Source organism: Actinomadura opuntiae, from assembly GCF_030283205.1.
Classification (GTDB): Bacteria; Actinomycetota; Actinomycetes; order Streptosporangiales; family Streptosporangiaceae; genus Spirillospora.
In genome coordinates, this window is the sequence record NZ_JASNWF010000004.1 from 187,398 (window position 1) to 203,973 (window position 16,576).

Consider the following 16,576-nt stretch of genomic DNA (forward strand, 5'->3'; position numbering starts at 1 on the left):
GACCGCTATCACACCGGAGCGTCGGTCATATTCGGACATCGACCGGCGCCATAACCCGAAAGCTGAAACCCGGTCGAGGGCCGCCGCGGAATGGCCCCCCTCTTGATGAACGCCGTCATTCATGATTCCGTCCGGGTTGCCGCGGCGTCCACGGCGCGGTCCCGGGCCCAGGCCGTGCGGACGCCGTGCTCCCGCGTCTCCCACCCTGAAAGAGACAGCATGAGAAAGCTCGGCACCATCGCCATTCCGCTCGTCGGCTCGACCGCGCTGCTCATCGGCCTGGCCGGCTCCGCCCTCGCGTCCGGCACCATCACCTCCGGCGGTGCCCCCTACACCGGCAACGTGGCCGCCACCAACCTCGGCAACGTGACGCTGTCCGGGCTCAGCAGCCTGGGCTCGATCATCAACACCTGCACCAGCGCGTCGCTCGGCGCCTACACCAAGTCCGACGGCACCGGCGGGCAGCTCAACAGCGTGTCGCTGACCGGCTGCACCAACAACCGCGGCGGCACCACCACGGTCACCGCGCTCAACCTGCCCTACACCGGCGGCCACGTCGACTACGACTCCTCGCACGCCGGTAACCGCGACGGCACGATCACGATCAACGCGCCGAACCCCTCGGTGGACGTCAAGGCCGTCCTCACCCTGCCCGCCTGGGGCATCTCCAGCATGGAGTGCCACTACGGCCTGACGACCTCCACGCCGCTGACCATCAACGTGTACAACCCGACCAACGCCAACAAGCCCGTCCCGTCCAACCCGCACGGGCAGGGCAAGCTGGCGGGCCAGGCCCTGCAGTTCATCTCCGGCGACAGCAGGTGCCCGGCCTCGGCCTCGGCCAACGGCAACTTCCAGATCCTCACCAGCCCGGGCGGCGCCGACCTGACGCTCGGCCCGTGATCCCGTCCCCCTGACCCCCTCCCCACCCCACGGGACGGGCCGTGCTCCCACGGCCCGTCCCACCCCCTTCGCCCGGAGCACCCATGCGCCTCTCCCTCCGCCGCCGGCTCCAGGCCGGCGCCGCCTCCCTCGCCGTCACCGGCGGCCTGCTCGGCGGGCTCGCCACCGGCCCCGCCGCGTCCGCCGGCACCCTGCCGTCCTTCGACTTCTCCGCCTGCCCGGCCCTGCCCTCCGGTGCCGACCCGGCGTACGCGCAGTGCAACGTCGCCGTCACCACCGGCGGGACGATGCAGCTCGGCTCCATCAAGGAGACGATCTCCTCCCCGATCACGCTCACCTACACCACCGGCTTCGACCCCGTCACCCTGGAGGAGTACACGATCTTCGGCTCGTTCAAGGCGAGCCGGTTCCAGGTGCAGCCGGGGCTGTTCGGCGACCCGTTCGTCACGGCCATCTACGCCCAGCCGCAGTACGCCGGCGGCCTCAACACCGACGGCGGCACGCTGAACCTGAACCTCAAGGTCAACGTGCAGAACCCGCTGCTCGGAAGCCGGTGCTACATCGGGTCCAACGCGAACCCGATCGCGCTGCACCTCACGCCCGGCACGACGAACCCGCCGCCGCCGAACACCCCGATCTCCGGTACGCCGCCCGAGGTCGTCGGCACGAACCCGACCGTGCTGAAGACCACCGTCGTCGACAACGCCTTCGCGGTGCCGAAGGCCGACGGCTGCGGGCTGGACCTCGGCGTCGAGAACTGGGCCGTCGACCTGTACGCCGGGCTGCCCTCGGCCGCCGGGCACAACACGGCGATCTTCAATCAGTACGTCGCCTACAAGACCTACACCGAGCTTCCCTAGCCCGGCGCGCGACCGCCGCGCCGCGACCGGCCCGCGCCGCCCCTCCCCGCCGCGGGGGCGCGGGCCCCCCTCACCCCCATGGAGTTGACACGATGAGAGCACCCTTCAGGCGGCTGACCGCCGCGGCGCTCGGCGCGGGCCTCGCCGCCCTGGCCGTCACCGGTCTGACCCGGCCGGCCAGCGCGCAGGACGTCCCGCCCGGCCTGGACTTCAACGACTGCCCGACCGCCGACCAGCTGCCGGCCGGATACGACCCGACCTTCTCGATGTGCAGCGTGACGGTGATCGGCGGCGGGGAGCTGAAGATCGGGTCCATCGACCAGACGATCACCCAGCCGATCAAGATGACCTGGGCGAACGGCTACGACCCGGTCACCCTGGAGCAGTGGGCGGTGTTCGGCCCGATGCGGGCCGAGCCGCAGCGGGTGAAGGGCGGCGTGCTCGGCATCGACGGCTCGGACTTCATCCCGCTGCTGCAGATCAGCGCGCAGCCGCAGTTGGCCGCCGATCCGGAGCTGGCCCCCGAGGGCGCGGTCGCGCTGCGGCTCAAGCTCAAGATCAAGACGATCAACCCGCTGCTCGGCGACACCTGCTACATCGGCAGCGACACGGACCCGATCGTGCTGAACCTGACCTACACCACCACCGACCCGCCGCCGCCGAACAAGCCGATCACCGGCACCGGGCCGCACGACGCCGGCGACGGCGTCATCGCCTCCACCCCGGTCGACAACGCGTTCGCGGTGCCGAAGTCGTCGGGCTGCGGCTGGAACGGCATCCTCAACGGGATCGCCGACTTCCGCGCGGGCCTGCCGTCCCCTGCGGGCAACAACACCGCGATCTTCGACTCGTACACGAAGACCAAGACGTACGCCGAGATGGCGAACGCGTCCTGACACGGAGGCCGGTCCGCTCCGCACGGCGCGGACCGGCCCGCTCAGTCCGCGTTGCGGGACACGTGCACGGCCCAGGCGATGAGGGGCGCCTGGAAGGGGAGGCGGCCGTAGGCGGCGGCGCGAAGCGGCAGGGGCTTGTCGCGCCAGTCGTAGGCCATCTTGACGTTCGCGGGGAAGACCGCCGCCATGAGCCCGGCGGTGGCGAGGGCGCCGGCGCGGCGGGTGCGCGGGTAGGCGACGGCGGCGGCGCACGCGAGTTCGGCGACGCCGCTGAGGTAGGTCCACGTCCGGGGGCTGCCGGGGAGCCGCTTCGGGACGATCGCGTCGAAGGGCTTCGGCGCGATCATGTGGGCGGCGCCCATCCCGGCCATGAGGGCGACGAGGCGGCGCGTCGCGCGCGACGGGTCGGTCATGCCCGAAGTCTGGCAGACCAGACGAGCCGTCCAATAGAGCCGGGCGCCGATCCACCGGTGTGACCGAGGTCACCACCCGATATCCGTGTGACCAGGGGCGCAGCGGTCACGTGTCTGATGTCACCGTTTCAGCGGGTGTGCGTGGTTTCCGCCCCGGGCTATCTTTGTACTGACCGGTCAGTGCAAATGGCGCGGGGAGGCACCGATGACATCCGAGACTCCAGGGGCGGTCGCCGCGGCCGGGGGGACCGCCGCGGCCGTCTCTGGACCCGCCGGCGGCTCCGGGGCGGGCGGGGGCCTTCCCGGAGCCGGACGCGGCCGCGCCACCGGAGCCGGCCGCGTCGCGGGAGGCGGCGATGGCACCCGGAACGCCGGGGCCGCCGCCGTCCGGACGCGGGGGCTCTCGCTGCGCGGCACCCGCGGATGGGTGTTCCGCGACGTGGACCTGGACGTGCCGGCCGGCGGCCTCGCGGCGGTGAGCGGGATCGCCGGATCCGGGCGCACCGCGCTGCTGCTGACCCTCGGCGGCCGCATGAAGCCGGCCGGGGGCACCGGCACGATCGGCGGGGTCCCGCTGGACGATCTGCGCGCGGTGCAGCGGATCGCGGCGCTCGGGATCGTCAGCGGGGTGACCGGCCTCGATCCGGCGCTGACCGTCCGGGAGCACGTTCGGGAGGCGCTCGCGCTCCACGAGGGCGTCCTCGGCCGGTTCCGCGGGCGCGCCGCCCGGACGCGCGCCGCCCTCGACCGCGTGGGCCTGGACGTCGATCCCCGCACGCTCGCCGAGGACCTCGACCCCGACGAGGCGCGGCTGCTGGGCGCGGCGCTCGCGCTCGTCGGCAAGCCCCGCCTCCTCCTGCTCGACGACGTCGACGAGGGCCTGCCCGCCGCCCGGCAGCGCGCGCTCTGGCGGCGGCTGCGCGCCATCGCCGATTCCGGCGTCACCGTCGTCGCCGCCTGCCACGACCCCGCCCCGGCCATGGGCATCGCCCAGACCGTCGTCCACCTGCCCTAACCCACACACCTGCCCTAGCCCACGCACCTGCCCCCGCTCACGCACCTGCCCTACCCACGCGCCTTCAGACACAGGAGATCCCCCCGATGAGGCTTCCCGCGTTGACGCCGGGCGGTCTGGAACTGCGCCGGTTCGCCCGGAACCGGCTGACCCGCATCGCGCTGGCCGGGCTGGTGCTGCTGCCGCTGCTGTATGCCGGTCTCTACCTGTGGTCGTTCTGGGATCCGTACGCCCGGCTGCGGCACGTGCCGGTGGCGCTCGTCGTCCAGGACAGGCCCGCCAAGGCGGACGGCAGGACGGTCCACGCGGGCGCCGACCTCGCCCGCGAACTGAAGAAGCGGCAGGTCTTCGACTGGAAGACGGTCTCGGCGGGGAAGGCCGCGCAGGGCGTGCGGTCCGGGAAGTACTACATGTCGCTGACGATCCCGGCGGACTTCAGCGCCCGCATCGCCTCGCCGTCCGGGAACGGGACGCCGACGGCGGCGGGGCTGCGGCTCCAGTTGAACGACGCGAACAACTACGTCGTGGGGACGCTCGCGCAGGCCGCGTTCAAAGAGATCAGCGCCGCCGCGAGCGGGAACGCCGTGCGCGGCTACCTCGACCAGATCTTCCTGTCGTTCGACAAGCTCCACTCGAAGCTCGGCAAGGCCGCCGACGGCGCGGGCAAGCTCGCCGACGGGTCCGGGCAGGCGCACGACGGCGCCGGCAGGCTCGCGAAGGGCGCGGGCGACGCCAAGGCCGGGGCCGGGAAGCTCAAGGGCGGCATCGACGAGGCCCGCTCGGGCAGCGGGCGGCTCACCTCCGGGCTGGACGACCTGCACGACGGCACCGGGCAGGTCGCGGCCGGGATGCAGAAGCTGACCACCACCGTCGACAGGGCCGGCGACACCGTCGTCCCGCTGCTGCGCGACCGCGCGCCCGAGATCAAGCAGGCGGCGCTGCTGGTCGCGCGGGGCGCGGACGTCCTCGCCGACGGCGCCGGACGGCTCCCCGCGCAGACCGGCGCCGCCGTGAAGCAGGCCGAGAAGGCGCAGACCGAGCTGAAGGCCTATCTCGCCGCGCACCCGGAGGTGCCGGCGAACGTCCGGCAGGACCTCACGCGGGCCGCCGCCCAGGTCGTGGCCGTCGCCCGGCAGGTCGACGGCTACATCCGCGACCACACCGGCGACCTGCGCAAGGTCGCCGCCGACGCCCGGACCGTCGAGACCGCCGCCCGGAAGCTCGCCGAGGACGCGCCGGCGCTCGCCGCGAAGGTCGACAGGGCGCGCCGCGACGTCGACCGCCTCAACGCCGGGACGAAGCAGGTCAACGCGGGCGCCGGACAGCTGCTGTCCGGATCGTCCCAGCTCACGAACGGTCTCGGCACGCTATCGGGCGGCGCGGGGCGGTTGCGGGACGGGCTCGGGCGGCTGTCCGGCGGCGCGGTGACGCTGGAGACGGCCCTCGCGCAGATCGCCGACGGCAACCGGCAGCTCGCCCGCGGCCTCGGCGAGGGCGTCGCGCAGATCCCCTCCTACTCCGACGGCGAGCGCAACGCGCGCGACGACATGATGAGCAACCCGGTGCGGCTGGCCAGCTCCACCGACAACAAGGCGCCGAACTACGGCACCGGCTTCGCGCCGTTCTTCGTGCCGCTGTCGCTGTGGGTCGGCGGGATGATCATCTACATGCTGCTGCGGCCGCTGAACCCGCGCGCGCTCGCGGGCACCGCGCCCGGCCGCCGCGTCGCGCTCGCCGGCTGGCTGCCCGCCGCGCTGGTCGGCGCCGCGCAGGCCTGCGTCGTGCTGGCCGTCCTGCACGTCGCGCTCGGGCTGCGCGCCGAGCACTGGGCCGGGCTCGCCGGCTTCCTGGTGCTGGCGTCCGCCGCGTTCCTCGCCGTGATCCAGTGGGTGAACGCCCGGTTCGGGCCGATCGGCCGCATCATCGCGCTGGCGCTGCTGATGCTCCAGCTCACCTCCGCCGCCGGCACCTACCCGATCGAGACCAGCCCCGGCTTCTTCCAGGCGATCCGGCCGTGGCTGCCGATGCCGTGGGTGGTCGACGCCGTCCGGCACCTGATCGGCGGCGGCGACCTGACCTCGGTGTGGCAGGGTTGTGCGGTGCTGGTCGCGTTCCTGGCCGGCGGGCTCGCGCTCACCGCCCTGGCCGTCCGGCACAACCGGGTGTGGACCATGAAGCGCCTGCACCCGGCGCTGGAGCTCTAGGAGGCCCGACCGTGGGAGGCAGGGACGTGGCGCGCAGCGCGACCCGGGAGAAGCTGTTCACCGCGGCGATCGAGCTGATCGCCGAGAGCGGGCTGGCCGCCACCACCGTCGACCAGATCGCCGAGCGCGCCGGCGTCGCCAAGGGCACCGTCTACTACAACTTCGGCAGCAAGTCGGCGCTGTTCGCGGCGCTGCTGGAGTACGGGGTGGACCGGCTCGCCACCGCGCTGCGCGACGCCGCTTCCGGCCGCCCGCCGCTGGACGCGCTGGAGGCCGTGGTCCGCGCGGAGCTGGCGTTCATCGGCGAGCACGAGTCGTTCGCGCGGCTGCTGATCGCCGAGACGTGGCGGTCGGGCGGCGACTGGCAGCACACCGCCCGGCTCATCCGGGAACGCGCCATCGGGGTCGTCGCCGGCGTGCTGCGCGCCGCCGTCGAGGCGGGCGACCTGCGCGCCGATCTCGACACCGGCACCGCCGCGTCCGCGGTGTTCGGCATGGTGCTGACGGTCGCGCTCGACTGGCGCGCGCTCGACCCGGACCGCCCCTTCACCGACGTCCACGCCACCCTGATGGCCCTCCTGCGCGGCCGCCTGACGGCCTAGGGGAGGTTCCGGACCTGCTCGATCACGCCGGGCATCGCGGCGTTGTTGCCGCGGATCCAGTCGAGCAGGAAGGCGATCTGCTCGTCGCTGAAGGACCCGAGGCGCTCGTAGAAGACGCGGGCGATGGGCTCGAAGTACTGCCCGAACCGGGCGACGTTCTCCGGGACGAGTTCGACGATCACGCGGCGGCGGTCGTCGGGGTCGCGGGTGCGCTTGACGTAGCCGGCCTTCTCCAGCCGGTCGATCACGGCGGTGATGGCGCCGCCGGTGGTGATGCCCATCAGCTCGGCGAGCCGGCCGGGGGTCTGCGGGCCGTCGAGGGTGAGCGCGTTGACGCACTGGGCGTCGGTGACGTTCATCCCCGCCTTGCTCGCGGTCGCGTGGTGCAGCAGCACGGTGAACATCGTGGAGCGCTGCATCCCCTGCTGCAGTTCCGCCATCATCCGCTCGCGGTCCGGGATCGACACGCCCCACCTCTCGCCTGTTTCTCCACAATAGAGAGACTCAGATCCAGAGCGACTCTCCATGGGAGAGCCTACTGGTTCGGTGACGGAACAGACCAGCCCGGGGCGGGCGGGCCGCTGTGGCGAACGAGACACCTCCGGCGATCCGGGGCATAAACGGAGCGGCACTACGATGGGTTTTGTTAGGACCACTAAACAGGCGGTCCGCTCCTGGCCCCGGATCCCACGAAGGTTCGGGGCCGACCGCTATCCGGCCTCCGCGTCTCCGGCCTCCGCGTCTCGGGCGACCTGCTTCGCCCAGCGGTAGTCCGCCTTCCCGGCCGGCGACCGCTTCATCTCCGGGACGAACGCGTACACCCGCGGCACCTTGTAGCCCGACAGCTCCTTGCGGCAGTGCGCGTCCAGCTCCTCGGCGGTCGGGCGCCCGCCCGACGGCTGGATCACCGCCGCGACCCGGTTGCCCCACCGCTCGTCCGGCACGCTGGTGACCACGGCGTCGTACACGCCCGGATGCCCCTTGAGGACGGCCTCGACCTCCTCCGGGAACACCTTCTCCCCGCCGGTGTTGATGGCCTGCGATCCCCGCCCGTAGACGGCGATCGTCCCGTCCTCCTCCACGGTGGCGATGTCGCCGGTCAGCAGCCAGCGCCTCCCGTCGACCAGGGGGAACGTCCTGGCGGTCTTCTCCGGGTCGTTGTAGTAGCCGTGCGCGATGTGGCCCGTGCGCGCGACCTGCCCGATCACGCCGGACCCCGGCTTCACCGGCTGGAGCGCGTCGTCCAGGACCGTCACGTTCTCCACGTCCGGCGCGAACTTCAGGCCCTTCTCCGGAGTCGAGGCCGCCGTCGCCTCCGCCGTCGAACCCGACTCCGTCGACCCGAACCGGTCCAGGATCATCGTGTTCGGCAGCAGCTTCTGGATCCGGTCGCGGACCGTCCCGGTCAGGATCGCGCCCGTCGACACGAACGCCAGCAGCGACGAGGTGTCGTACCCGCCGCGCGCCAGCTCCTCCGCCATCGGGATCGCCATCGCGTCCCCGGTGATCGTCAGCGAGTTGACCTTCTCCCGCTCGATCGTCCGCCAGATCTCCGCCGCGTCGAACTTGCGCGCGTAGACGAGCGTGGCGCCCATGAACCAGGCGATCCACGTGGCCATCTGCGCGGCGCCGTGCATCAGCGGCGCGATCGGCATCATGATCATCGGCCCGCCGCCCCGGGCCAGGTCGACGACGTCCTCCGGCTTCTGCGGACGCGGGAACGTCGGGTTCCAGAACGCCAGCAGCATCTGCTCGGTCGACCACATGACGCCCTTCGGCATCCCCGTGGTCCCGCCGGTGTAGATGATGTAGGTGTCGTCGGCCGAGCGGGCCGGGAAGCCGCGCGTCCCCGGCTGCGCCGCGAGCGCCTCGTCGTAGGGGACGGCGCCGTCGATCGACGGCGCGCCCCCCACGGCGACCAGGTGCGTCAGCTTCGGCGCGTCCGGGACGGTGGCGGCCACCCGGTCCTCGAACTCCACGTCGTACAGCAGCGCGACGCTGTCGGAGTCCTTGTAGATGTAGAGCAGCTCGCTCTCCACGTACCGGTAGTTGACGTTGATCGGCACGGCCCGGATCTTCAGCGCCGCCAGCAGCGCCGCGGCGTACTCGACGCCGTTGTACAGCTGCATCGCGACGTGCTGCCCGGGCCGCACGCCCGCCGACGCCAGATGGTGGGCGAGCCGGTTGGCGTGCTCGTCCAGCTCGGCGTAGGTGAGCCGCCGGTCGCCGCAGACCACCGCGACGCGGTCCCCGATCGCGTCCGCGACTCCTTCGAACAGGTCAGCGTGGTTGTACTCCATCGGACGTCCTCCGGAGGTCTGGTCGCGCCTAACGGAACACGGACAGGAAAGGGGGGAGCGGAGCCTACGGCTTCTCGGCGCCGACGACCCACATCGCGAAGAACTGGGCGCCGCCGCCGTAGGCGTGGCCGAGGGCGCGGCTCGCACCGTCCACCTGGTGCTCGCCGGCCTGCCCGCGGACCTGCAGCGCCGCCTCCGCGAACCGGATCATCCCGGACGCGCCGATCGGGTTGGACGACAGCACGCCGCCCGACGGGTTCCACGGGATGTCCCCGTCGAACGCCGTCGCGCCGGACTCGGTGAGCTTCCAGCCCTCGTTGTCGCCGCAGAACCCGAGGTTCTCCAGCCACATCGGCTCGTACCAGGAGAACGGGACGTACACCTCGGCGCAGTCCAGCTCACGGCGCGGGTCGGTGATGCCGGCCTGCCGGTACACGTCCGCCGCCGCGTCCTTGCCGCCCTGCGGGCTGACGTTGTCGCGGCCCGCGAACTGCATCGGCTCCGACCGCATCGACGTGCCGTGCACCCACGCGGGCCTGCCGGGCGCCTTCCTCGCCGCGTCCTCGGACGCCAGCACCATCGCGCAGGCGCCGTCGGACGACGGGCAGGTCTCCAGGTAGCGGATCGGCTCCCACAGCATCGGCGTCGACTCGACCATCTCGCGGGAGATGCCGGGGATCTTCAGGTGCGCGTACGGGTTGCGCAGCGCGTTCTGCCGGTCCTTGACCGCGACGAGCGTGCCGATGTGGTCGGGCGCCCCGGACCGCGCCATGTAGGCGCGGATGTGCGGCGCGAAGTAGCCGCCGGCCCCGACGACGAGGGACGTCGTGAACGGCCCGTTCACCGTCAGCGCCCACGTCGCGTTCGACTCCGACTGCTTCTCCCACGCGATCGTGAGGACCCGCTCGTGCACGCCGGACTGGATCAGGTTCGCCGCGACGATCGCCGTGGACCCGCCCACCGAGCCGGCCGTGTGCACCCGCATCAGCGGTTTGCCGGTCGCGCCGAGGGCGTCCGCCAGGAACACCTCGGGCATCACGACGCCCTCGAACAGGTCGGGCGCCTTGCCGACGACGACGGCGTCGATGTCCTTCCAGGTCAGCCCGGCGTCGTCGAGGGCGCGGCGGGCCGCCTCGCGCAGCAGGCCGGCCATCGACACGTCCAGCCGCTTGGTCTTGTACTCGGTCTGCCCGATGCCGATGACCGCACAGGGGTTAGCCATTGTTCTTCTCTCCCGACATCACGCAGACCAGGTTCTGCTGGAGGCAGGGGCCGGACGCGGCGTGCCCGAGCGCCCGGGACGCCGTCCCGTCGTGGATGCGGGACGCGGCCTCGCCGATGCGGATGAGGCCCGCCGCCATCACCGGGTTCGCCGACAGCGCCCCGCCGGACGGGTTGACCGTCACGCCGTCGCCCAGGCCGAGCGCCTCGCGCAGGATCAGCTCCTCGTGGCTGAACTGGGCGTGCAGCTCCGCGACCTCGACCCCGGCCGCGCCGGCCTTCTCCCCCGCGATGCGGGCGGCCTCGGAGCGGGTCAGGTCGCGCACGCCGAGGGCGTGCGGCTCGGTGCGGTGGTCGATCCCGGTGATCCACGCGGGCCGCTCGCACAGCTCGCGCGCCTTGTCGCCGGCCGCCAGGACGATCGCCGCCGCGCCGTCGGTGATCGGCGCGACGTCGTAGGGGTGCAGGGGCGCCACGTCGTAGTCGTCCCCTTCGGGGTCCGGCAGGTGCAGCGCGAACGGGTTGTCGCGGCCGGACGCCCGGGACCGCGCGGCGACCGCGCGCAGGTCGTCCTCCTTCACGCCGGCCTTCTCCATGTATGCGCGGGCCTGCATGGCGGCCATCGACACCTGGTCGACGCCGAGCGGCGCCAGCGTGTACGGGTCGAGCTGCTGGGTCATGATCGCGCGCAGGTCGCCCTGCGACGACTTGCCGAACCCGTACACCAGCGCGGTGTCGATCTGGCCGATCTGGAGCTTCACCCACGCCTCGTACAGCGCCCACGCGCCGTCCATCTCGACGTGGCTCTCGGAGATCGGCGGCCACGCGCCCACCGTGTCCAGCGCGGACACGAACGCGAACGGCGCGCCCTGCAGGTAGTCGCACGAGCCCGAGCAGGTGAACCCGAAGCGCGACAGCCCGGTCCGCTCCTTGAGCTCGGTGATCACCGGCAGGACCATCTCGGTCTCGGCGATCCCCTGGTCCTCGGCGCTGTGGCGGCCCTGTGCGAACGCGACGACTGCGACATCACGCATTACATGAAGTCCTTGATCTCTTCGAAGGGGACGTCGGGCTCGTCGATCGGCTCGAACCACTTGATGTTGGCCATCGACCGGTCCCACTCCTCGCGGGGCCGCCACGCCGCCTTCACCCGCATGCCCATCCGCACCTGGTCGGCCGGGACGCCCGCGATCAGCGTCAGCATCGTCAGGCCCGCGCCGTCCAGCAGGACGTAGCCGGACACGAACGGCACCTCGGGCGCGCGCGGGTCGGGGATGTTGTTGACCGCGAAGGTGGTGACGGTGCCGGTGTCGGGCAGCTCCACCTCCTCGGTGGTCGCCACGCCGTCGCGCGGGCAGAACCCCTTCATCGGCACGATGACCTTCTCGCACACCGGGCACCGCTGCCCGATGAGGCGGCCCTCGGCGACGCCCTCCAGGAACCGGCCGAGCGCCCGGCCGCCCCGCAGCCGGTACTCCAGGCTCGCCTGCGGGTTGATCATGGTGACCTCGGGCTGGAAGCACTCGATGTCGCCGATCGTCCCGGTCCGCTCCGCGCGGTACTTCGGCCGCACCCGCATCCCGGTCCTGAGGAACTTCGGCGGCTTCGCGCCGGCCTCGAAGACGCCGACGTCCAGCGCGTGCAGCAGCGCGGTGTCGGCGCCGTCGGGGCGGATCAGCGCCCACGCGAACGGGCGGTCGAACGGGTGCTCCCTGGCCGGGTTCGGCACCCACGACCAGGTCGTCACGGTCCCGGCGGGGCCGACCTCGACGAACTCGCCGGTGACGTCCTCGCCGGTCTCCGGGTCGTGCTCCGACGGCGGGACCAGCACCCGGCCGCCGGACGTGCGGACGCCGACCATCCGGCCGTCGCGCAGCTCGCTCAGGAAGCGCCCGATCACCGGGCCGACCGAGCGGGTGTAGCCGCCGGGGAACCCGACGACGTGGTTGACCGCAGTCTCGGACGGCTGCGTGGTCTCGGACGGCTGCGTGGTCTCAGATGGCACTGTCGCGGTCCTTCCAGTACGGGTCCCGCAGCTTGCGCTTGAGCAGCTTGCCGTTGGGCTCGCGCGGCATGGTCTCGATGAAGTCGATGCTCCTCGGCCACTTCATCTTCGCCAGCCGGCCCTCGAGGGACCTCAGGATCTCCTCGGCGAGCTCCGGCCCGGGCTCGGCGCCCTCGGCGGGCTCCACCACGGCCTTGATCTGCTCGCCCCACTCGTCGTCGGGGATGCCGAACACCGCGACGTCCGCGACCTTGGGATGCATGGTGATCTCGTTCTCGATCTCGGCCGGGTAGATGTTCGCCCCGCCGGAGATGATCATGTCGGCCTTGCGGTCGGACAGGAACAGGAACCCGTCCTCGGTCAGGTAGCCGATGTCGCCGACCGTGAAGAAGTCGCGGAGCCGGTTCTTCTCCGTCTTCTCCCTGTCGCCCTTGTACTCGAACTCGACGCCGGCCATCTTCATGTAGATGGTGCCGTGCTCCCCGGTCGGGACCTCGTTGCCGTCGTCGTCCACGATGAGCAGCTCGCTGATCGGCCAGGCGTTGCCGACCGTCCCGGGGTGGGCGCGCCAGTCCTGCGGGCTGGCGATCGTGCCGCCGCCCTCGGTGGCCGCGTAGTACTCCCAGATGCAGTCGCCCCACCAGTCGAGCATCTGCTGCTTGATCGGCACCGGGCACGGCGCCGCCGCGTGGATCGCCCACTTCATCGACGACACGTCGTACTTGCTCCGGACGTCCTCCGGCAGCGCGAGCAGCCGCTTGAAGTGCGTCGGGACCATGTGGGTGTTGCTGACGCGCTGCTCCTGGATCAGCTTCAACGTCTCCTCGGCGTCCCACTTGTCCATGTAGACGAGCGTGTGGCCCATCTGCAGCGCCGACCCGCCGAACTGGGTGACGGCGGTGTGGTAGTTCGGCGAGGTGATCAGGTGCGCCTGATGCTCGCCGCCCGCCGGCCGTCCCGGCGTCATCCCGAACAGGGCCAGCAGGAACGTCATCAGCTCGGCGCTGTCGTCCGGGTCGAGCCCGGTCAGCGCCCGCCTGACGCCCTTCGGCCGTCCGGTCGTCCCGGACGTGTAGTGCATGGTCGCGCCCGCGCTGCGGTTGTCGGGCAGCGTGTCCGGCTGCCCGTCCACCAGCTCGGCGTACGGCCGGAAGCCCTCGACGTTCCCGAACCCGAACCGCCGGTGCGGCTCCAGCCCCGCCTCGTCGGCGGCGCGCACGCCCTCCGCGGCGTACCGCTCGTGCACGACGAACGCCTTGGCCTCGCTGTCGGCGACGATGTAGCCGATCTCCGGACCGGTCAGATGCCAGTTGATCGGCGTGTAGTACCAGCCCGCCTGGAGCGCCGCCAGATAGAGGACGAGCCCCTCGACGCCGTTCGGGACGAGCCCGCAGATGCCGTCGCCGTCCTTGAGGCCGAGCTCGCGGAGCCCGTGGACGAGACGGTTGGAGCGGGCCAGCAGATCGCCCGCGGAGTACTGCGTGCCGTCCGGATCGACGGCGGCGACCCAGCCGGGATCGGCCTGCGCCAACCGCCAAAAGCCCAACGACCCCATCGGATCTCCCTTGCGTGATCACGGTGGGCACCGCCTGCCGGCGGCGCCCGGCGAGCAAAGTAGATCACGTTCTCGTTTTACAGGGCAAGCCCTACCGGTAGCGCACCCTCTTAACTAGAATCTGTTCTTGTTTTGCCCCATTCCAGGAGGACCCCATGGCCGAGCGGCTGCCGATCAGCACCGAGCACTGCACCGTCGAGCGGGACGGCCACGTCGTCATCGTCACGATGAACCGCCCCGAGGCGCGCAACGCGCTCAGCACGGCCATGCTGGTCGGCCTCGCCGACGCCTGGGCCTACATCTCCGACACCCCGGAGGTCCGCGTCGGCATCCTCACCGGAGCCGACGGCACCTTCTGCGCCGGCGCCGACCTGAAGGCCATGTCGCAGCCGCCGTCCGACCCCCGCGTCGCCGAGCGCGCCGCGCAGATCCCCGACTACCACTGGAAGGGCCTGCTGCGCGACGGCCGCCCCGCCAAGCCGCTCATCTGCGCCATCGAGGGCTACGCCGTCGCCGGCGGCACCGAGCTGCTCACCGGCACCGACCTGCGGGTCGTCGCCGAGGGCGCCACCCTCGGCCTGTACGAGGCCAAGCGCGGCCTGTTCCCCATGGGCGGCTCCGCCGTCCGCCTCCCCCGCCAGATCGGCTACGCCGCCGCGCTGGACATCCTGCTCACCGCCCGCTCGGTCACCCCGCAGGAGGCCCTCGCCATGGGCCTGATCAACAAGGTCGTCCCGGACGGCCAGGCCCTCACCGCGGCCCGCGAGATGGCCGACCAGATCGCCGCGTGCGCGCCGCTGTCCGTCCAGGCCATCCTCCGCGCCGTCCGCGAGACCGAGCACCTCCCCGAGGAGGAGGCCCTCAAGGTCTCCGACGAGATCGGCTGGCCCGTCTTCGCCTCCGAGGACGCCAAGGAGGGCTCCAAGGCCTTCAAGGAGAAGCGCGCCCCCATCTACCAGGGCAAATAGCGCCTTCCCCGCGAAAGAGACGGCACCCGAGAAGCGCCGACGCTCTGTCGCCGCGGCCTTGTAGGCTCCGGAACCATGAGCGCAGAACCGGTCGGGCCCGTCCCTCCTGCGACGGCGACGGACGATTACGAGGTCATCCACCTGGGCGGAGAGGCGGCGGCAGTGGTGCCTCTGGACGAGTTCAGAAGGCTGAAGGCACTCGAACAGGCCGCCTCACCGGAGGCCCTGGACGCCGCCGAGGCCGCCGCCGCCTCCGCGGCATTGGACGAGTGGGAGGCGGCCGGCCGCCCCGGCGCCATGTCTCACGAGGATTTCATGGCAGAAATCCTCGGCGACGTGCAGTGAAGATCGAGTGGACGCCTGAGGCACAGCAGAGCATGCGCCGGTACATGCTCGACCAGCAAGGCATGCGCGCCATCGCCATGGCAGTGCAGAACTTGGCCGACGATCCGACCCCGGCCCAGGCCTTCCCCTGGGGAAAGGCGGGGGACTACAGGCTCCGAGTGGGCCCTTATCGGCTGATGTACCGACTCCAAGCCGATCAGATCATCATCGGCCACGTCAGCCGCATCACAGCCTGATCCCGGGAGCGACCACCTGCGGCGGCTGCACGGTGAACGGCCGGCCGCGGTGTGCAAGCCGACCCGGTGATCTGAGGCCGCCCGGTTCGGGTCAGCGGTTGCGCGGGGTTTCGGTGCGGAAGGTGTGGCCTAGTTCTGGGCCGAGGCCGAAGTAGTGGCGGAAGTTGTAGATGAGCGGGCTCCACTCGGCCGGGTCCACGTGGTGCGTGCCGGGGACGACGATGCGCGGGTCGGCGTGCACGCGCAGCACGTCGGCCTCGACGATGACGAATGCGCCGGAGGCGCCGGGACGCACCCGTTCCGCGCGGGCCTCCAGTTGCAGCGGGCATTCGGCGACGCGGGGCGGTCCCACCTTCTCCGACGGCTGGGGCCGCAGGCCGGACGCGCCGAACTTGTCCGGCTCGAACCGGAAGAGGGCCGCCTTCGCCGCGGGCACCGGGTCGCGGCCCGTCAGCGGCGCGAGCCGCTCCACCGCCCGCCACAGGCCGGGACCGGGGACGTTGATCACCAGTTCGGGGCGCGCCCGGACGTTGCGGGCGGTCTGCCCCTCCGCGCCGAGGCCGAGCACGACGGTGCGGCCGAGCGCCCAGGCCGACGACATCGGCGCGAGGTTGGGCGTCCCGTCCGCGTTCTCGGTCGACAGAAGGACGACGGGTGTGCCGAAATACAGGACGCTCGGCTCGATGGCGAGGTGCTCCGGGCGGGCGGTGACCACGGGTTCCATGATCCGCAGCGTAGGACGGGGTCGTTTCGACGCCGGCTGAAATGATGATCGCTGCGCCGATATCGGGCCGTCCGTAAAGGGGGACGGTGTTTGCGATGTTCCGTCCGTGGCACGGCTGGACGCAAGCCGGTCATGGAAGGGATGAGCAGGCGATGGCGCTCCAGATAGGACGGTACATCGGGCGGGGACGGACGGCGGCCCACGAGCCCCCGGCGGAGCCCCGGAGACGCCGGGCCTGGCCCCGGCGCACAGCGGCCGCGGCGGCGCCCGCGGCGGCGGCGCCCGCGGCCGAGGGCCCCGGGAAGACCGTCGTGGCGCGCAGGCCGCGG

17 protein-coding genes are annotated in these 16,576 nt (G+C 72.0%); 9 read left to right on the forward strand and 8 right to left on the reverse strand.

Annotated features, from left to right (window positions below):
• Positions 1-219: 219 nt before the first annotated feature.
• The 3 genes from QP089_RS09760 (at position 220) to QP089_RS09770 (ending at position 2,659) form a co-directional block, all read left to right on the forward strand.
• Positions 220-903 (forward strand): hypothetical protein, encoded by a 684-nt coding sequence (locus tag QP089_RS09760; protein WP_285911092.1) that lies wholly within the window; start codon positions 220-222, stop codon positions 901-903.
• A gap of 83 nt (positions 904-986) precedes the next feature.
• A complete protein-coding gene (locus QP089_RS09765) occupies positions 987-1,763 on the forward strand; it encodes a hypothetical protein (RefSeq protein ID WP_285911093.1) in 777 nt (258 codons plus the stop codon).
• Between the two features lie 92 nt (positions 1,764-1,855).
• Positions 1,856-2,659: a hypothetical protein gene (locus QP089_RS09770; RefSeq protein ID WP_285911094.1), complete on the forward strand. Its 804-nt coding sequence runs from the start codon at positions 1,856-1,858 to the stop codon at positions 2,657-2,659.
• Between the two features lie 41 nt (positions 2,660-2,700).
• On the opposite strand, the gene QP089_RS09775 is transcribed toward QP089_RS09770, so the two are convergent.
• Positions 2,701-3,072, reverse strand: coding sequence for a DoxX family protein (locus QP089_RS09775; protein WP_285911095.1), 372 nt, complete (start codon positions 3,070-3,072; stop codon positions 2,701-2,703).
• 205 nt (positions 3,073-3,277) lie between these two features.
• On the opposite strand from QP089_RS09775, the gene QP089_RS09780 reads away from it, so the two are divergent.
• From QP089_RS09780 to QP089_RS09790, 3 genes are all read left to right on the forward strand, one after another.
• Positions 3,278-4,087, forward strand: coding sequence for an ATP-binding cassette domain-containing protein (locus tag QP089_RS09780; protein ID WP_285911096.1), 810 nt, complete (start codon positions 3,278-3,280; stop codon positions 4,085-4,087).
• A gap of 86 nt (positions 4,088-4,173) precedes the next feature.
• Entirely contained in the window at positions 4,174-6,291 is a 2,118-nt protein-coding gene (locus QP089_RS09785) for a YhgE/Pip domain-containing protein (protein ID WP_285911097.1), read from the forward strand.
• Positions 6,292-6,302: 11 nt separating this feature from the next.
• Positions 6,303-6,893, forward strand: a complete 591-nt coding sequence (locus QP089_RS09790) for a TetR/AcrR family transcriptional regulator (RefSeq protein WP_285911099.1) — start codon at positions 6,303-6,305, stop codon at positions 6,891-6,893.
• On the opposite strand, the gene QP089_RS09795 is transcribed toward QP089_RS09790, so the two are convergent.
• From QP089_RS09795 to QP089_RS09820, 6 genes are all read right to left on the reverse strand, one after another.
• Positions 6,890-7,360: a MarR family winged helix-turn-helix transcriptional regulator gene (locus QP089_RS09795; protein ID WP_285911101.1), complete on the reverse strand. Its 471-nt coding sequence runs from the start codon at positions 7,358-7,360 to the stop codon at positions 6,890-6,892. The genes QP089_RS09790 and QP089_RS09795 overlap by 4 nt on opposite strands.
• A 243-nt stretch (positions 7,361-7,603) precedes the next feature.
• Positions 7,604-9,193 (reverse strand): acyl-CoA synthetase, encoded by a 1,590-nt coding sequence (locus tag QP089_RS09800; protein WP_285911102.1) that lies wholly within the window; start codon positions 9,191-9,193, stop codon positions 7,604-7,606.
• Positions 9,194-9,257: 64 nt separating this feature from the next.
• A complete protein-coding gene (locus QP089_RS09805) occupies positions 9,258-10,415 on the reverse strand; it encodes a thiolase family protein (protein WP_285911103.1) in 1,158 nt (385 codons plus the stop codon).
• Entirely contained in the window at positions 10,408-11,448 is a 1,041-nt protein-coding gene (locus QP089_RS09810) for a thiolase family protein (protein ID WP_285911104.1), read from the reverse strand. Before QP089_RS09810 ends, QP089_RS09805 begins: the two co-directional genes overlap by 8 nt.
• Positions 11,448-12,419 (reverse strand): Zn-ribbon domain-containing OB-fold protein, encoded by a 972-nt coding sequence (locus QP089_RS09815; protein ID WP_285911105.1) that lies wholly within the window; start codon positions 12,417-12,419, stop codon positions 11,448-11,450. The genes QP089_RS09810 and QP089_RS09815 overlap by 1 nt, the downstream gene beginning before the upstream one ends.
• Positions 12,409-13,974 (reverse strand): acyl-CoA synthetase, encoded by a 1,566-nt coding sequence (locus QP089_RS09820; RefSeq protein ID WP_285911106.1) that lies wholly within the window; start codon positions 13,972-13,974, stop codon positions 12,409-12,411. Before QP089_RS09820 ends, QP089_RS09815 begins: the two co-directional genes overlap by 11 nt.
• Positions 13,975-14,129: 155 nt before the next feature.
• Between QP089_RS09820 and QP089_RS09825 the strand changes: the two genes are divergently transcribed.
• The 3 genes from QP089_RS09825 to QP089_RS09835 all read left to right on the forward strand — a co-directional run bounded on the left by QP089_RS09825 (position 14,130) and on the right by QP089_RS09835 (position 15,523).
• Positions 14,130-14,942, forward strand: coding sequence for a crotonase/enoyl-CoA hydratase family protein (locus QP089_RS09825; protein WP_285911107.1), 813 nt, complete (start codon positions 14,130-14,132; stop codon positions 14,940-14,942).
• A gap of 75 nt (positions 14,943-15,017) precedes the next feature.
• Entirely contained in the window at positions 15,018-15,287 is a 270-nt protein-coding gene (locus QP089_RS09830; protein WP_285911108.1) for a hypothetical protein, read from the forward strand.
• Positions 15,284-15,523 carry a type II toxin-antitoxin system RelE family toxin gene (locus QP089_RS09835; RefSeq protein WP_285911109.1) on the forward strand — a complete coding sequence of 80 codons (240 nt, stop codon included), beginning with the start codon at positions 15,284-15,286 and terminating at the stop codon, positions 15,521-15,523. Before QP089_RS09830 ends, QP089_RS09835 begins: the two co-directional genes overlap by 4 nt.
• Before the next feature lie 91 nt (positions 15,524-15,614).
• Here QP089_RS09835 and QP089_RS09840 read toward each other — a convergent pair whose 3' ends face one another.
• On the reverse strand, positions 15,615-16,247 hold the full coding sequence (locus tag QP089_RS09840; RefSeq protein WP_285911110.1) for a flavin reductase family protein: 633 nt from the start codon (positions 16,245-16,247) through the stop codon (positions 15,615-15,617).
• Positions 16,248-16,576 lie beyond the last annotated feature (329 nt).